Below are 13,002 nucleotides of genomic sequence, written 5' to 3'. Positions count from 1 at the left end.
CTCAACTACGTGCGATTCAACTACCGGATCTTCATTCGGTCCGACGGGGCGGTTGACGAATTCTCGCTCTCCGGAACTGTCTTCGATTAACCGGGGCGACAACAGTCACGGATCAGGTGGAGGGTCGATCCTGCAAAGCGCAGATCGAACTCTCCATCGAACGCCAAGACCGTGACAGCGGCTCCCCTGTCAGTGGCGTCGGATTGCGCGTTCGAGCGTCCCGGAAATTCGGCCTCGACTATGCGACCGACTGCGCGCGAAACGTCGACCAGGAGGATTTCCTTTACGACACATTGGGCCAGCAGCTCTGATCGCAGGGATCAGGACCATTGCATCCGGCGCGTGGCACAGTGCGATACATGCTGAATGCAAGACGGTGGTTCAGAACCTCAAGAGATGAGCAAGCTCAAAGGGATAGAGGAATGACTCAGACACCCATCAACAGTCTCGGGTCTCCGGCGAAAATCCATCGCCGCGGATTTATTGCACTTGTGGCGGCTTTTCCATTGGCGGCGCGCGCAGATTCGTCGTTGGGGGAGGGTTGGATTTTGCTTGGAGAGAGCAGGGTCAACCTTATCAAGAATTTCAGCATTGTTCCGGTCACGTTGGCAAAAGGGCTCTTTACAGGCCTTGTTGTCGAAGCAGTAGACAAGCCGATCTTCATCGAAAGCATAGAGGTGACGTTCACCAACGGGGAAACATCCGAGCTTCGTGTCCGGTCGATCATTGCGGCCGGAAGCCGAACCCGCAAGATGCTTCTGCCCGGCCTGGTGCGCGGCATTCGGACTGTAAAGATTATCTACAAGCGCATTCCAACGGGTGGCAGCGCAACGGTCCGAATCTACGGACGACGCAGCGGCGCACGATCTCGATGAGAGTAATCAATAAACAACTGCTCACACTTCGCGCGCTTTTCGCCTCGATGGCCTCGATCCAGTTGGTCACGGCTGCGTCCTGAAAGCTCGAGGCCCTCGATGCCAGACCCATCCACTTCAACGGTCGCCTGTCAAACCTCTGTTTGTAGGGAGCTCTCGGATTTCTTCTGGAGGATCGGACCAATCCGTTAGTTTTTTTAATATCTAGGTGCCCATAGCGTGCATTCCGTGTGCAATGAGCTCTGGAGGTCTGCATAGCGAGGCGGAGCAGACATTCACGTCCATAAGCCGAACGGCACGATTGTCCCGCAAAGCGGTCGTTGGAACTGACTGCAGCGAACGACCGCTCTGAGCCCGGAGCGGACACTCTTGATTACAGGTGCGGCTAGGGTCTGCCAGGCAATCCTGCCGCCGATAGCTGTTCTGATAGTAGCGCATTGGCATCCGGTGCATCGGCGTAGCCCATACCACCAACGGCAACAGCGACGGTCATGTTCGGGTATAGGTCCATGAGTTTTTGCGCCGCGTTCGAGGCACCGAGCGTGTTCTGCAAACCTATGTTGCTTGCAACCTGGAACACCTGACAGGCCGAATAGCCGGGTGTTTTCGCCAGACAATCGTTCGCCGCCTCAAGTGACGCGTCGTAATTACCCCGCCCCCAGAGTGCGCGGCTAAGCGCGGCATCGTAGTAGCTTGGCCTGATCGGGTTCAGGTCGAACGCCTTGCGGGCCGTTTCGACCGCCTGGTCGAACATGCCGATATGTCTGACGTCAGCACCTACCGGACAGATTTAGGGGTTTGAGCAACGGAGGATTTCTGGTTCATCGCAGCCATTATGGAGCGAAGATGAACAAGACATCCGGAACATCGAAGGAGGCCGCTGACAAGTTGGTCAGGGGCATCAAGCGCAAAACCCGCAAACACTACTCTGCCGAGGAGAAGATCAGGATTGTCCTGGCGGGCTTGCGGGGCGAAGAGAGCATTTCAGCGCTATGCCGGCGCGAGGGGATTGCCGAGAGCCTGTACTATTCCTGGTCGAAGGAGTTCCTGGAAGCAGGAAAGAACCGCTTGGCGGGTGACACGGCGCGACAGGCGACATCCCCCGAAGTCAAAGAGCTGCGGTCGGAATCCGCCGCCCTGAAGGAGGTGGTAGCCGAACTGATGCTGGACATAGAAGAACCACATGCCGGCGACTGCACCCAAGAACATGGTTGGCAGGAAGACGAACAGAACAACGTCCCAGCCACCCAGCCACCCAGCCAAACGATCAAGGTCAACGCCGAACCAATGGCGGCATTTGTTCCCATCGCGCTCAGCCAGTATCGCCAGCCAGACCGCATTAAGTGAACGGGCAGTCGGTTCTGCAAAAAGAACGTATAGAACGGCACCACCCCGAACAGGAAAACTGGATTGCGGATAAGCCGATAGAGCGCCCGGCCTAGCCACCCCTTTTCTCGGTACTCCGTGACTGTGAGTGTCGGCATATCTCCGACACCCCGCCGGTCGAGGTTTCCGGTCGTGGCATGATGGATTGCGTGCGTTTTGCGCCAGACGTCATAGGGCGTCAGCGTGATCACGCCGATCAGGCGACCGATCCAGTCGCACAGGCGCCGATTGCGAAACAGGGACCCGTGACCGCAATCGTGCTGGATCATGAACAGTCGGACGAGGAACGCCGCATTAACCAGTGCCAGGGCCATTGCCAGTGCAGTGCTGATCGAGAGCACCCACCAGGCGACCGTCCATATTGCCACGAACGGAGCCACTGTCACAGTCAGCTCGAAGATGCTGCGCGAATGGATTGGCTGTCGGTATTTCGCCATCGCCCGCGACCAGTCTGACGGAGCCAAATTGGGCTCTTCCCGCATCAGATCAGTCTGACCGGCAGCATTTCGCGTGCCCGGCTCCTTACCCGTGATGGACGAGGTCCGCGCTTGTACTGGGGGCTGCGGCGCGCTCAGAGGCTGAGCTTTGCGGACTCGGTTGGTGGTCTGATCCGGTATCTCTTCTCGATCTCGCCCTTGGCGACGACTGTTGGTTGAATGGGACGAAAGCTTCATCGACAATAGAAATCCTGTGTGATTGAGCGTTTACACTTGCGGCCTCCGAACGGAGTTGCCACCAGCAATAATCTGGTTGATGAGTGCCGCAACAGATCGGTGCGTTTCCGTTTCGGCCTCCGATCCCTTTGCGTTCTCATGGGTTGCTGCGGCGTCGCGAAGAACACCTACGATCTCATGCTCCGGCAGCAGTCCGCCATCGTTCATGGCAAGCAGAAGTGCTTCGCAGATTGAAAGGGCGGCCTGTCCTGAATGCTCGTCCGCCGTAGACATCTTCGGAATTCCCTTCTTGTTTAGCGATCTAGGCTGAATTCGCGCCGGACCTATCCTGACTTCTCGCACGAAATGAGCTATGCTGGACTGATCGAGAGCAGTTGAAGAAACGATTTCCACGCGGCTGACGGACCTGTCAGGGAGAAGCTATGACACCATTCGTGACCAGCCCCCTGACCCGGAAACTTTCGGCCTTTGTCGCTTTGTCAAAGGCGGAGTTGGTTGTGCTCGAGCGCCTGCACCAACGTCGCCGCTCCTTCGTTGCGGGGCGTGATATGGTGCATCAGGGCCAGTCGGCTCAGGCCGCCTATATTCTATCCGCAGGTTGGGTCTGTTCCTACAAGCTCCAGCCTGACGGGACACGCCAGATTGTCGATTTTCAGGTGCCCGGAGATTTCCTCGGCTTGCGCAGCTTGCTGTTGCGCACCTCGGATCACAGTTTCGAACCTATCGTGGAAATTGAGGCCGCTGAAGTGTTGAAGAGCGACCTTCTTAATGCGTTCGCGCAGACCCCTCGCTTGGCGACCGCCATACTCTGGGCGGCGTCAAGGGACGAGGCGATGGTGGTGGAACATCTCGTTGGGATCGGCAGACGTGATGCTGACGCCCGCATGGCGCATTTTCTGCTGGAGTTGGGATCGCGGCTTGCGCTGGTGGGCATGGGGGCTGAGGATGGGTATGATTGCCCGCTGACCCAGTATCACCTGGCAGATGCCTTGGGGCTTAGTGCGATTCACGTGAACCGCGTCCTGCGAAAGCTGCGCGAAAGAGGGCTGGTGACCTTTCGAGACGGTCGCGTGACGTTTCACGACTATGAGGGGCTGGTGGAACTTGCCGAGTTCGATTCGGCGTATCTGGATCAGAGCGGCCCGCTCCTGAAATGAGAGGGCCGCCCTCCGCAAAGCTAGGGGCGGCCAAGGTTTGCATCAGATGTCGGATGTCACGAGAGCTTCTCGCTCGCCGCATCAAGTTCCTTGTTGGTCTCGGCGTCGTTTTTCGCCGTGTGGGCCTTCTCGGCTGCCTGGTAGTGCTTCAGCGCCGCGTCTTTCTTCGGGCCGGAGGGCGCCTTGTCCCACGCGGCCTTCACGGAGGTCATCTTCTCGGCAGTCTTGTTCTGTTCGAAAGTCATTGGAATTGTCCTTTCTTGGACGCTCCGAGAATAAGAAGCGTGTCGACATGCCGTCCTTTGGAGATCGACACGCCCACACGCTTCTCGGGTACTCGGAAAAATGCACCACCGAATGTTCGGCGGCACGTCTCACCTAAACGGAGTCGGCGCCCCGCCGCACTGACGCAGGTTAGCCCCGACGCCTGCGGCAGGTCGGTTGCCCATGCGCTTCTCAATTCACTGCAGTTTGCTGGTGGGAAATCCTCAGCCATCTGTCGTCATCGTTGAGGTAGGTTGAGGCACAGAGGGCCTTGTAGATCGGCACATCGGGTTTCTCTGCCGAGACGCGATAGGTGAGAATTGCGATATCACGACACCGCGTGACGCGCCGTTCGGCCATGACAACGGTGCGCCAGCCTGTCCTTTCCCGAAGATGGGTCCAGATCTGGTCGCCCTGCAGGATTCCGGGCGGATAGGGGAAGACCATGACGGCGTTGGTCGCAGTCGTTGCCCGCGCGTTGTCGGCGCCACTGGTCCAGAAGCGTTCCTCCATGTCCCAGAGTATGCCCTGTTCGTGTGGAGAAAGTGTACCGGACTTGTGCGCGGCATGTGCCGGTCTCCTCGTGGTCGCGGTTGATGCGGTCATTCGCCTGACCCCGAACCGCCAACCATGAGTATCTGAAACAGTATAAAAATGATCGCGAGCACCGCCCAGATAGCGCCGCTTGTTGCCGGGCGGCCGTCGTCTAACTTGGAGGCAGTTCGCTGCGGGGCACCTGATGTCGGTCCTTCGGGAAGCAGCTGGCTCAGGTCTCGTGCGATCCTGCCGTAATCGCTGGCGAGCGCAGGAACGTCCCGAAATCCGGAAAGCAGCGTTCCCAATCGTGCCCGCGCGCCGTCGCGCCCCAGCATGACCAGTTCAGCGGTTTCTTTCCATGGATCGAGGCCAAGCCGCGCGAGCGTGGAGAGGACCGTCACGATATATCCGTTTCGGTCCTCGCCGACCGATGCATAGAGAAATCGCTCGAACTCGGGTGGGTGCGGGTTGAGTACATTGGGGTCGGCCATTGTATTTCCATTCCTTGGTCGCAGGAACGCAGATCGCCCCTGTTTGCCAAAGGATACGCGCGGGTCGGTCTCCCCGCCCTTACACAGGTCAGTGCGCGCGACTGCACCCCGGGAAGGTCGCAGCAGGTTCGGTGCCCGGGACTAACATGCGTCAGCACCAGTCGGACGATCCCGAGGTACAAGATACTAAATCGTTCGACTGGTCCGTCCCGGACTCCAAGAGGCCGTCAACAGTGGTGAGCGACGGATCCGCCAACATCGCGGAGACCAGAGATGAACATGCGGTCGACCAGATCGACGGTGACGTTTGCGAACCCGTTCACCTTGCCTGGATACCCGGGCGATTTGCCCGCGGGCGACTACGAGGTTCTTGTCGAAGAGGAGCTTCTTCAGGGGCTCAGCTTTGAGGCGTATCGCCGGACGGCGACCTACCTGACGGTGCGCGGAAGGGGCGGTCATGCGGGACGTACAGAATTACGGGCGATTTCCGACAGCGACCTGAAAGCGGCGCTGAGCCGGGATGCAACCACAAGCGAAACGAACAATCACAGCGAGGCGGCGCTTTTCCCGCAGGAGGACTTGAAATGAATACTCCCGAATGGCTCAAACCCGGCATCTATGGTGCCGTGATCGGCGCGGTTTTCGTCGGCGTGGTCGGTTTTACCTGGGGCGGCTGGGTGACCGGCGGCACTTCGAATGACAGGGCGATGGCGATGTCTCGCGACAACGTTGTCGCCTCAATGGTACCGGTCTGCCTCGACATGGCGCGGTCAGACCCGGCTCGGGCTGACAAGCTTGCAACGATCCGGGCAGCCTCAACCTACCAAAGGCGCGACGCTCTCATGACAGCCGGCTGGGCGACCATGCCGGGAACCGATGCCCCGGACCGAGACATTGCGCAAGCCTGCCTGAAGGAACTGGACCTCTGAGGTCATGCTGTTCAGAGCCGACGATGTGATGGCGCAAAACGGGTCGCACCGTCAAACGCGCGAGCCAGGCATCGCACCGAGTGCCAAAACCGAGATAGGAGCTTGCGATGCCTTCTGATGACAATGGACCGGAAGATCGCGGACCTTGGAAAAACAAGCAGACCCGCGTTCCTCCTGAGGTTGACGCAATTCTCAGGCGGGGCCGGGATCGGCTGCACGGCATCCTGCCGGACGGTCCGCCACCGGTGAAGAGTCTTGCAATCGGGGCCGCCATTGCGCTTGCGGCGTTTGGGGCGTGGTCCTCCTATTACACGGTGCCGAGCGACTCCGTTGCGATTGTCCAACGGTTCGGGAAGTACGCGGCCGAGGTCCCTCCGGGGCTGCACTTCAAGATCCCGTTCGGGATCGACGTGACCACGTTGGTCCCGGTCAAGCGCCAGCTGAAACAAGAGTTCGGGTTCACGACTCCGGGTGCCTCCGATCCCTATCAGAGCCCGACGGACGGTCGCCGCGAGACCGAGATGGTGACTGGCGATCTAAACGCCGCGCTCGTGGAGTGGGTGGTGCAGTACCGGATTTCCGAACCCCGGAAATTTCTGTTCGAGGTGCGTGAGCCGAGCGCGACCCTGCGTTACGTCTCGGAGTCCGTCATGCGCGAAGTTGTGGGAGACCGCACAGTCGACGAGGTGATCACCGTCGGGCGCCAGGAAATCGAAAGCGAAGCCCTGATGAAGATGCAGGCGCTCGCGACCAAATACGCGATGGGCATCAGCATCGATCAGGTGCAGCTGAAGAATATCAATCCGCCCCAACCCGTTCAGGCCTCGTTCAACGAGGTCAATCAGGCGCAGCAAGAAAAAGAGCGGATCATCAACGAGGCCCGCCGCGAATACAACCGCGTTATACCTCTGGCCGAAGGAGAAAAGGACCAGCGGATCCGCGAAGCCGATGGCTATCGCTTGAGGAGGATCAATGAAGCCGAGGGCGATGCGGCCCGATTCACGGCCCTCCTGACGGAATACCGTCTGGCGCCCGAAGTTACCCGGCGCCGGATCTACATCGAAACCCTTCAGGATGTTCTGCCGGGAATTGGTTCCAAGATTATTGTCGACGGGTCCACGGCAAGCATCCTCCCGCTTTTGAACCTTGATCGACTGACAGGAGAGCAACGATGAAGACCCTTTCGCTTATTGCCTCGGGGATCGCGGTTGCCGGGGTCGTCGCTGCGTCATCCGCCGTCTACACGGTCGGCGAGGTCGAACAGGCCATCATCACCCAGTTCGGCAAGCCGGTCGGCGCGCCGATCACCGAGGCTGGTCTCAAGATAAAACTCCCCTTCGTTCAGGAGGTTAACCGGATCGACAGCCGGGTTCTGGAGTGGGACGGCTCGCCATCGGACATGCCCACCAAAGACAAGCTCTATATCTCGGTCGATCTCTTCGCGCGCTGGAAGATCACCGATCCTCTGCAGTACTTTCTGCGCCTGCGCGACGAACGCAGCGCCCAGTCGCGCCTCGATGATATCCTCGGTAGCGAGACGCGGAACGCCGTCGCCAAGCATGAACTCATCGAGATTGTGCGCACGACCAGGGGCCGGACGCCGCTTCGGGACACGCTTCTGACTGATCAGGAGCTTGCGCAGGACATTGGCGCACTGGTTCCCATCACGAAGGGGCGGGCGCTGGTCGAGCAGCAGATCTTCGAGGCGGCGGCGGAGAAGGTGCGCGTCTTCGGGATTGAGCTTCTCGACATTCGTTTCAAGCGCATAAACTACAATGAGAGCGTACGACCCAAGATCTATGACCGCATGATCTCGGAACGCCAGCAGATCGCCGAAAGATTCCTGTCCGAAGGCAACGGTGAAGCGGCCCGTATTCAAGGCAACAGGGTGCGGGATCTGAACAAGATCCAGTCCGAAGCCTATCGCGCCGTCGAGGAAATCCGCGGTGCCGCCGATGCCGCAGCAGCAGCAATCTATGCGGGCGCCTACAATGTCGATGCCGTTTCGGTCGAATTCTACGATTTCACCCGAACTATGCAGGCCTACGGCGACATGATCTCCGACGACACAACGCTTGTCCTGACGACGGACAGCGATCTGTTCCAGTTCCTGCGCGGCATGCAGGGCGAGGCAAACCCAATCCGCGATCCGGGCAGCGACCCGGGCGACGGTGGCGTGGCGTCAATCGGCAGGGCCCGACCAGCGCAAGCCCCCGCGACGCCAATCGTGACACAGACGGAGGTCGAAGCAGGCCGATAGGTTCATGGTGGAAGGTTTCAAGCATGAATTGAGGGTATCAATCGGGAAGCACGTCAATGACATCTGGACCACCGAGGTTGGTTTCTTTCCGCTTCAGAGCAAGACACACCCACTAAATTTCCGTGCCCCTAACCTGCGTCAGCGCACGATTTGCGCTTGGCTGGTAGGTGGATGGCAAGAGCTGGATCGCTACGAGGCGGTAGCCTGCCTGGCCTCGCTCGTACGCACGACATCCAGCGTCCCATAGTGCAGCGTGAAGGACGATAAGCCATGACATCAGTGAAACATCTAACCAGGACGGCAGCAGAGACGACCGATCTCGAACGGCGCGTGCTGGCCCATGAACGGATCCTGCAAGCTCTAATCGCCTACATGGCCCGTACCGAGCCCCGTTTCGTCGACCATCTGCGAGAACGGTTCGTGGAACCGATGCGCATGGTGCCGCACGAACACGATTACCGCGAAACCGACGACTACGCGGAAGAATTCATTCGCGCCGTGATGCTTCTCGGAGAGGAGCGCGCGCCCAACGCGAAGGAGCCGGAGATGAACGACAAGCAACCCGAGCAACCGAAAAGCAGAGGAGAAAAGGGGGCTTTCATGGACCGGCCAGCACAGCGCGGTGGAGTTCAGGTACGCGAAAGAAACGGCATCTGGGAGGTGCGGGTCGATGGCAAGTTCCGCGGTGACTACCACCAGAAGGAACATGCTCTTGCCGCTGCGGCCCTGCACAAGTTGTCGCCCCGATGACCGGTCGTACTCATCGGACAGTTCCGCCGGACTTCGCGATCCAGGTGGCCGAGAACGAAGGAATGCCATCCAGATCGAATTCCAGGGGCTCCCCGCCGCCGCCCGCGCCCACGCGACGGCTGACTGGAACGCTCACGCTTGGGCTATCGAAGACTCGCGCTGCAACCGGCGGACTCTGGTCCGCCAAGGAGCAAGCGGCGATGAGACACCCGCTGGCAAGGTTGATCTCGAGGCTGGCCATCGTGGCTGGAGTGATAGCGTCCCTGGCCTTCCCCGTCCTTGCGCAGGATGGCACCGGCCCGATGCCTCGGAACGCTCATCCTTGCAAGATACTCATGACATGACCAGGCGCGGCCGTGTGTCTGGCATGCGGGTCAGCATCGGGTGTCATCTGCGATACAGCTTCCCGCAGCCGACGCCGCTGATTGCGATGCTGAACGTCCGCGTCTTTCGGAAGGCGTCGTAGACTTTGCATCGCCAGGGACAGTCTGGTTCTTGCCACCTGTTGTTTCTTGCGGTTTTCGCTTAGCGCACACAGCAGACCTTGACGCTAGAGAATTCTACGGCAGCAGAGTCCGCAATCCAGTCGTCTTGATGTGTCGCAGCGAACGGCCGCAATGGCGAACGTTCGATTTCTGTTCCATCTCGGCGAGTGCCATCGGCATCTAAGTATTCAGCCCACCGGTCAGAAAAACCAATAGGTTTCAATTAATTACAGGCTCTTCACCAAGTCGGCGCAGTCATGAGGTTTGGAGAATCCAGCCTATGAGAGAACGATTTAAGCCGCTTTGTGGACCAGCCAGTGCTCAGCCCAACCCACACAACTCTCTAAAACAACGGAAAAAACCGGCCGCATCTGGATCGGGAGAACGCTTTCGCGGGGGCAAGTGGCGGAGGGGACGGACTAGGCAAGTGCAACATCTTGGGCGCTCCCTTTGCAACGACGTTAAATCCTGAAACCCAAGCACATATTCCTATTGTTGCCGGCCCTTCACCTCGACAGAGAAACTGCGCCGCGCACCCTCTGGTGGCGGGGGAAACGGGGCCGCGTTTATGATAAGTTTCAAGGCAGCCTCGTCCAACCGGACATTGCCTGAGGACTGAGCGACACTCAGGTCAGACAGCGCGCCACTGTCAGTGATAGACAGCCGGATGATCGCCGCGCCGTTCGCCTGGATACGGGGGGCGCGCACACGAGAGATTTTTCGCAGAACACGACCGGGATAATTCGAGGCTGCTGCATTGGCGCGGGCTGTGGTCTGAACATCTGCACGGGGGGCTGCAGTTGCCGCCCGCGCCGCGCGCTGGCCATCTGTGGTTCCACGCTTGGCGGAACGCTCGGCATTACCGGATGCTTGAGGCCGCTTGGCCGCTTCGGAGGTCATCTGCTGTCGGTCGGGACGAATGGCAGGCCGGACCGAAGCTTCGGGTGCGTGGGTGATCTCGGGCAGCGCGGACAGCACCGTTTCGGGCCGCACGGCCTCCGTGTATTGCGGCAGGGCGGTTGTCTGAGCGGGCGTTGCAGGTGCAGGGATCAAAATATGCCCTGGCTTCTCTGGTGGCACCACGTGAACTGGACTGGCGGACTTGGGCTGAACCGCTGGGGTCTCGATCGCGCGGGTCTGGGCCAAAGAGCGCGTCATCGCCGCCACGCGCTCCGCGGTCGCTTCTGTGACTGCCGGCTGGACGGTGCCCTGGGCCAGATCGGCGAAACTGTCGCCCAGCATGGCCACAGGCTGCGCCGCGCCGCCCGCGATCATCGGCGCGTCTTCACCCGACTGCAGCGTCATACCCGCCCCATGCAAAATCAGCGAAACCGCAACTGCGCCGCTTGCCGCAAATATGCTGGACCGGATCATTTCAGCCCCCGCTCGGTCACGATCATCACCCGGTCAGCCCCAGCGGCACGCAAGTGGGCGGCGATCGCCACCAGTCGCTCAGCCGGTAGCGCGCGGTCTGGCACAAGCCTGACAGTTGCGTCTTCTGACGGCAAACGCTCAACAAACGCTCCCGCGTCGCGCAACACCTCCCCGCGATAAAAAATCGTGCCATCGGCGGAAAGGATCAATGCGTCCGGTGGCGCGATGCCCTCCAGATCGGCCGTCTCAACAAGCCGCACATCGGCCTCCAGCGGCGGCGCTAGCGTTCCGGCCACCATGAAGAAGATCAGCATTAGAAAGACGATATTGATCAACGCAATCGTCGGCTCGCGCTGTGATCTGGTCCGCGCGCGTCGCATCAGGCGTCCCCCAACACTGTGACGGGAAGGTCCGGAAAGGCCGCAAGCGCCACCAAAAGATCGCTCAGCCGCTGCGCGCTTGCATCATCTGAAAGGCTCACGATCAATCGCGCCCCCCTCTCCTGCGCGCGCAGAAAATCGGGCAGAGTGTCCAGGTCCGCCGTCTGACCATTCACCGTCAACGCCGTCTCGCCCAGTTGAACGAACAGCACCTCCCCCCGCGTCGCCCCGCCATCAGAACCTCCGGCGCGCAGTTCAATCTCGGCAAAACGGGTGAAGGTCGAGGACAACATGAAAAACAGCAGCAGCAGAAAGATGACGTCGATCAGGGACGTCATCGACAATCTGCGGCGGCGCGCGGCTCTAAGCGGCATGCCCCACCTCAGACTGCAGCGCGGCGCCAGTGGGCGACAGGATCGTGGTGATCGCCCGGTCTGCAAAGACGCGTTCGGCCTCCATCCGCCCTTCGAACCACGACAGAGCCATAGCCGTCGGCATCGCCACCCCCAGACCTACAGCAGTGGTCAACAGCGCCACCCAGATCCCGCCAGCCAGAAGCGAAGGGTCAACCGCATCGCCCGCCTGTTGCAGGGCCTGAAACGCCGCGATCATGCCCAGCACCGTGCCGAACAAGCCCAACAACGGGGCAAGCTGCGCAACGGTGTCCAGAAATCGCAATCCGCGTTCCAGACGCAAAAACCGCGCCTCCGCCTCTGCCCGCAGGCGGTCGGGCAAATCGCGCGCATCGGGCGCGGCGATGGCCATCTGCATCACACCCGCCAGATAACTGCGCGAGCGTGCCAACGCGACCATCGCGCGCGGCTGATCGTTGCGATCCCACGCACCCAATGCCTCGGCCAATGCCGCGTGCCGCCCGACACCTGCAGCACGGAACTGCCAGAGTTTGTAAAACACCACGGCCAGCGTCACGACCGACACAGCCAGCAGAACCATCACCACCGGCCCACCCAATTCCAGCGCGCCCGTCAATCGGGAAAGATCAAACATGGCTCAGCCTTTCATCTCGATATCCGTCCGGCTTGTGGTGCTCAGGCCAGTGCCGCAAATCTCAGCCTCCACCCCCTGCACACGGCAGGTATCGGCCCCATTGACCAAAACCAGGCCCAACCGGTTGCACGAGATATCGGGGATCTGGAATTGCCGCACACGCGGCACACCGGCGGGCAATGCGCCGAAATCGAACAGCGTCATCAAGGTCACGCGCCCTTCTTCTGAAAAAAGCACCGTCTCAAACACCGCCTGATCCACCGCATTGGCGGACCCGTTCGTGGCCACAAAGGTCAGGCGGCACGCATCACCGATTGTGTCTGCCGCGTTCAGTTCAATCCCGATACCGGTGGGGGTGTCGGCCCATGCAACGCCCGTTGAAAGGCCAAGTGCGGTGGTAATGACAAGGGTAAATCGGTGTCTCATGCGATC

At 60.1% G+C, this 13,002-nt stretch carries 20 protein-coding genes and 2 pseudogenes; 10 read left to right on the top strand and 12 right to left on the bottom strand.

Annotated features, from left to right (window positions below; translation table 11 throughout):
* Positions 1-116 precede the first annotated feature (116 nt).
* Positions 117-311, top strand: a complete 195-nt coding sequence (locus TR61_RS08380; RefSeq protein ID WP_050929515.1) for a hypothetical protein — start codon at positions 117-119, stop codon at positions 309-311.
* Between the two features lie 111 nt (positions 312-422).
* Positions 423-875 carry a DUF2541 family protein gene (locus tag TR61_RS08375; protein ID WP_050929514.1) on the top strand — a complete coding sequence of 151 codons (453 nt, stop codon included), beginning with the start codon at positions 423-425 and terminating at the stop codon, positions 873-875.
* A gap of 385 nt (positions 876-1,260) precedes the next feature.
* Here TR61_RS08375 and TR61_RS08370 read toward each other — a convergent pair whose 3' ends face one another.
* Positions 1,261-1,629, bottom strand: coding sequence for a hypothetical protein (locus tag TR61_RS08370; protein WP_050929513.1), 369 nt, complete (start codon positions 1,627-1,629; stop codon positions 1,261-1,263).
* Between the two features lie 92 nt (positions 1,630-1,721).
* Here TR61_RS08370 and TR61_RS19900 point away from each other — a divergent pair.
* A pseudogene (locus tag TR61_RS19900) lies at positions 1,722-2,045 on the top strand (transposase); the annotation flags it as partial.
* Between the two features lie 110 nt (positions 2,046-2,155).
* Here the strand turns inward: TR61_RS19900 and TR61_RS20560 are convergent.
* Positions 2,156-2,530, bottom strand: a pseudogene (locus tag TR61_RS20560) (fatty acid desaturase); the annotation flags it as partial.
* Between the two features lie 435 nt (positions 2,531-2,965).
* Positions 2,966-3,208 carry a hypothetical protein gene (locus TR61_RS08355; protein ID WP_050929511.1) on the bottom strand — a complete coding sequence of 81 codons (243 nt, stop codon included), beginning with the start codon at positions 3,206-3,208 and terminating at the stop codon, positions 2,966-2,968.
* A 149-nt stretch (positions 3,209-3,357) separates the two neighbouring features.
* Between TR61_RS08355 and TR61_RS08350 the strand changes: the two genes are divergently transcribed.
* Positions 3,358-4,092 carry a Crp/Fnr family transcriptional regulator gene (locus TR61_RS08350; RefSeq protein WP_050929510.1) on the top strand — a complete coding sequence of 245 codons (735 nt, stop codon included), beginning with the start codon at positions 3,358-3,360 and terminating at the stop codon, positions 4,090-4,092.
* A gap of 56 nt (positions 4,093-4,148) precedes the next feature.
* Here the strand turns inward: TR61_RS08350 and TR61_RS08345 are convergent, their stop codons facing one another.
* The 3 genes from TR61_RS08345 to TR61_RS08335 form a co-directional block, all read right to left on the bottom strand.
* Entirely contained in the window at positions 4,149-4,337 is a 189-nt protein-coding gene (locus TR61_RS08345; protein ID WP_050929507.1) for a hypothetical protein, read from the bottom strand.
* A 211-nt stretch (positions 4,338-4,548) separates the two neighbouring features.
* Positions 4,549-4,962, bottom strand: a complete 414-nt coding sequence (locus TR61_RS08340) for a hypothetical protein (RefSeq protein ID WP_245626848.1) — start codon at positions 4,960-4,962, stop codon at positions 4,549-4,551.
* Positions 4,959-5,384 carry a hypothetical protein gene (locus TR61_RS08335; protein WP_050929502.1) on the bottom strand — a complete coding sequence of 142 codons (426 nt, stop codon included), beginning with the start codon at positions 5,382-5,384 and terminating at the stop codon, positions 4,959-4,961. Before TR61_RS08335 ends, TR61_RS08340 begins: the two co-directional genes overlap by 4 nt.
* A gap of 324 nt (positions 5,385-5,708) precedes the next feature.
* Between TR61_RS08335 and TR61_RS08330 the strand changes: the two genes are divergently transcribed.
* The 5 genes from TR61_RS08330 (at position 5,709) to TR61_RS08305 (ending at position 9,323) form a co-directional block, all read left to right on the top strand.
* Positions 5,709-5,972 (top strand): hypothetical protein, encoded by a 264-nt coding sequence (locus tag TR61_RS08330; protein WP_245626847.1) that lies wholly within the window; start codon positions 5,709-5,711, stop codon positions 5,970-5,972.
* Entirely contained in the window at positions 5,969-6,313 is a 345-nt protein-coding gene (locus tag TR61_RS08325; RefSeq protein WP_050929499.1) for a hypothetical protein, read from the top strand. The genes TR61_RS08330 and TR61_RS08325 overlap by 4 nt, the downstream gene beginning before the upstream one ends.
* 107 nt (positions 6,314-6,420) lie before the next feature.
* The gene (gene hflK / locus TR61_RS08320) at positions 6,421-7,488 is read left to right on the top strand and encodes an FtsH protease activity modulator HflK (RefSeq protein ID WP_050929497.1); all 1,068 of its coding nucleotides are present in this window, start codon (positions 6,421-6,423) and stop codon (positions 7,486-7,488) included.
* Complete coding sequence (hflC, locus tag TR61_RS08315) at positions 7,485-8,573, top strand: protease modulator HflC (protein ID WP_082181889.1); 1,089 nt, start codon at positions 7,485-7,487, stop codon at positions 8,571-8,573. Before hflK ends, hflC begins: the two co-directional genes overlap by 4 nt.
* Positions 8,574-8,843: 270 nt before the next feature.
* Positions 8,844-9,323 (top strand): hypothetical protein, encoded by a 480-nt coding sequence (locus TR61_RS08305; RefSeq protein ID WP_050929494.1) that lies wholly within the window; start codon positions 8,844-8,846, stop codon positions 9,321-9,323.
* A gap of 10 nt (positions 9,324-9,333) precedes the next feature.
* Here TR61_RS08305 and TR61_RS20500 read toward each other — a convergent pair whose 3' ends face one another.
* Positions 9,334-9,459 (bottom strand): hypothetical protein, encoded by a 126-nt coding sequence (locus TR61_RS20500; RefSeq protein ID WP_281178064.1) that lies wholly within the window; start codon positions 9,457-9,459, stop codon positions 9,334-9,336.
* 204 nt (positions 9,460-9,663) lie between these two features.
* On the opposite strand from TR61_RS20500, the gene TR61_RS20495 reads away from it, so the two are divergent.
* The gene (locus TR61_RS20495; RefSeq protein WP_281178063.1) at positions 9,664-9,789 is read left to right on the top strand and encodes a hypothetical protein; all 126 of its coding nucleotides are present in this window, start codon (positions 9,664-9,666) and stop codon (positions 9,787-9,789) included.
* A 508-nt stretch (positions 9,790-10,297) separates the two neighbouring features.
* Here TR61_RS20495 and TR61_RS08295 read toward each other — a convergent pair.
* The 5 genes from TR61_RS08295 to TR61_RS08275 all read right to left on the bottom strand — a co-directional run bounded on the left by TR61_RS08295 (position 10,298) and on the right by TR61_RS08275 (position 12,996).
* Entirely contained in the window at positions 10,298-11,113 is an 816-nt protein-coding gene (locus tag TR61_RS08295) for a TonB family protein (protein WP_172676953.1), read from the bottom strand.
* Between the two features lie 65 nt (positions 11,114-11,178).
* Complete coding sequence (locus tag TR61_RS08290; protein ID WP_050929489.1) at positions 11,179-11,562, bottom strand: ExbD/TolR family protein; 384 nt, start codon at positions 11,560-11,562, stop codon at positions 11,179-11,181.
* Complete coding sequence (locus TR61_RS08285) at positions 11,562-11,900, bottom strand: biopolymer transporter ExbD (protein ID WP_050929487.1); 339 nt, start codon at positions 11,898-11,900, stop codon at positions 11,562-11,564. Before TR61_RS08285 ends, TR61_RS08290 begins: the two co-directional genes overlap by 1 nt.
* A 25-nt stretch (positions 11,901-11,925) precedes the next feature.
* The gene (locus tag TR61_RS08280; RefSeq protein WP_050929485.1) at positions 11,926-12,570 is read right to left on the bottom strand and encodes a MotA/TolQ/ExbB proton channel family protein; all 645 of its coding nucleotides are present in this window, start codon (positions 12,568-12,570) and stop codon (positions 11,926-11,928) included.
* Between the two features lie 3 nt (positions 12,571-12,573).
* On the bottom strand, positions 12,574-12,996 hold the full coding sequence (locus tag TR61_RS08275; RefSeq protein WP_245626846.1) for a hypothetical protein: 423 nt from the start codon (positions 12,994-12,996) through the stop codon (positions 12,574-12,576).
* Between the last annotated feature and the right edge of the window lie 6 nt (positions 12,997-13,002).

Origin of the sequence: Aestuariivita boseongensis, assembly GCF_001262635.1 — a bacterium.
In the GTDB taxonomy this organism is placed as follows: domain Bacteria; phylum Pseudomonadota; class Alphaproteobacteria; order Rhodobacterales; family Rhodobacteraceae; genus Aestuariivita; species Aestuariivita boseongensis.
This window is presented reverse-complemented; position numbering and strand designations above follow the sequence as displayed.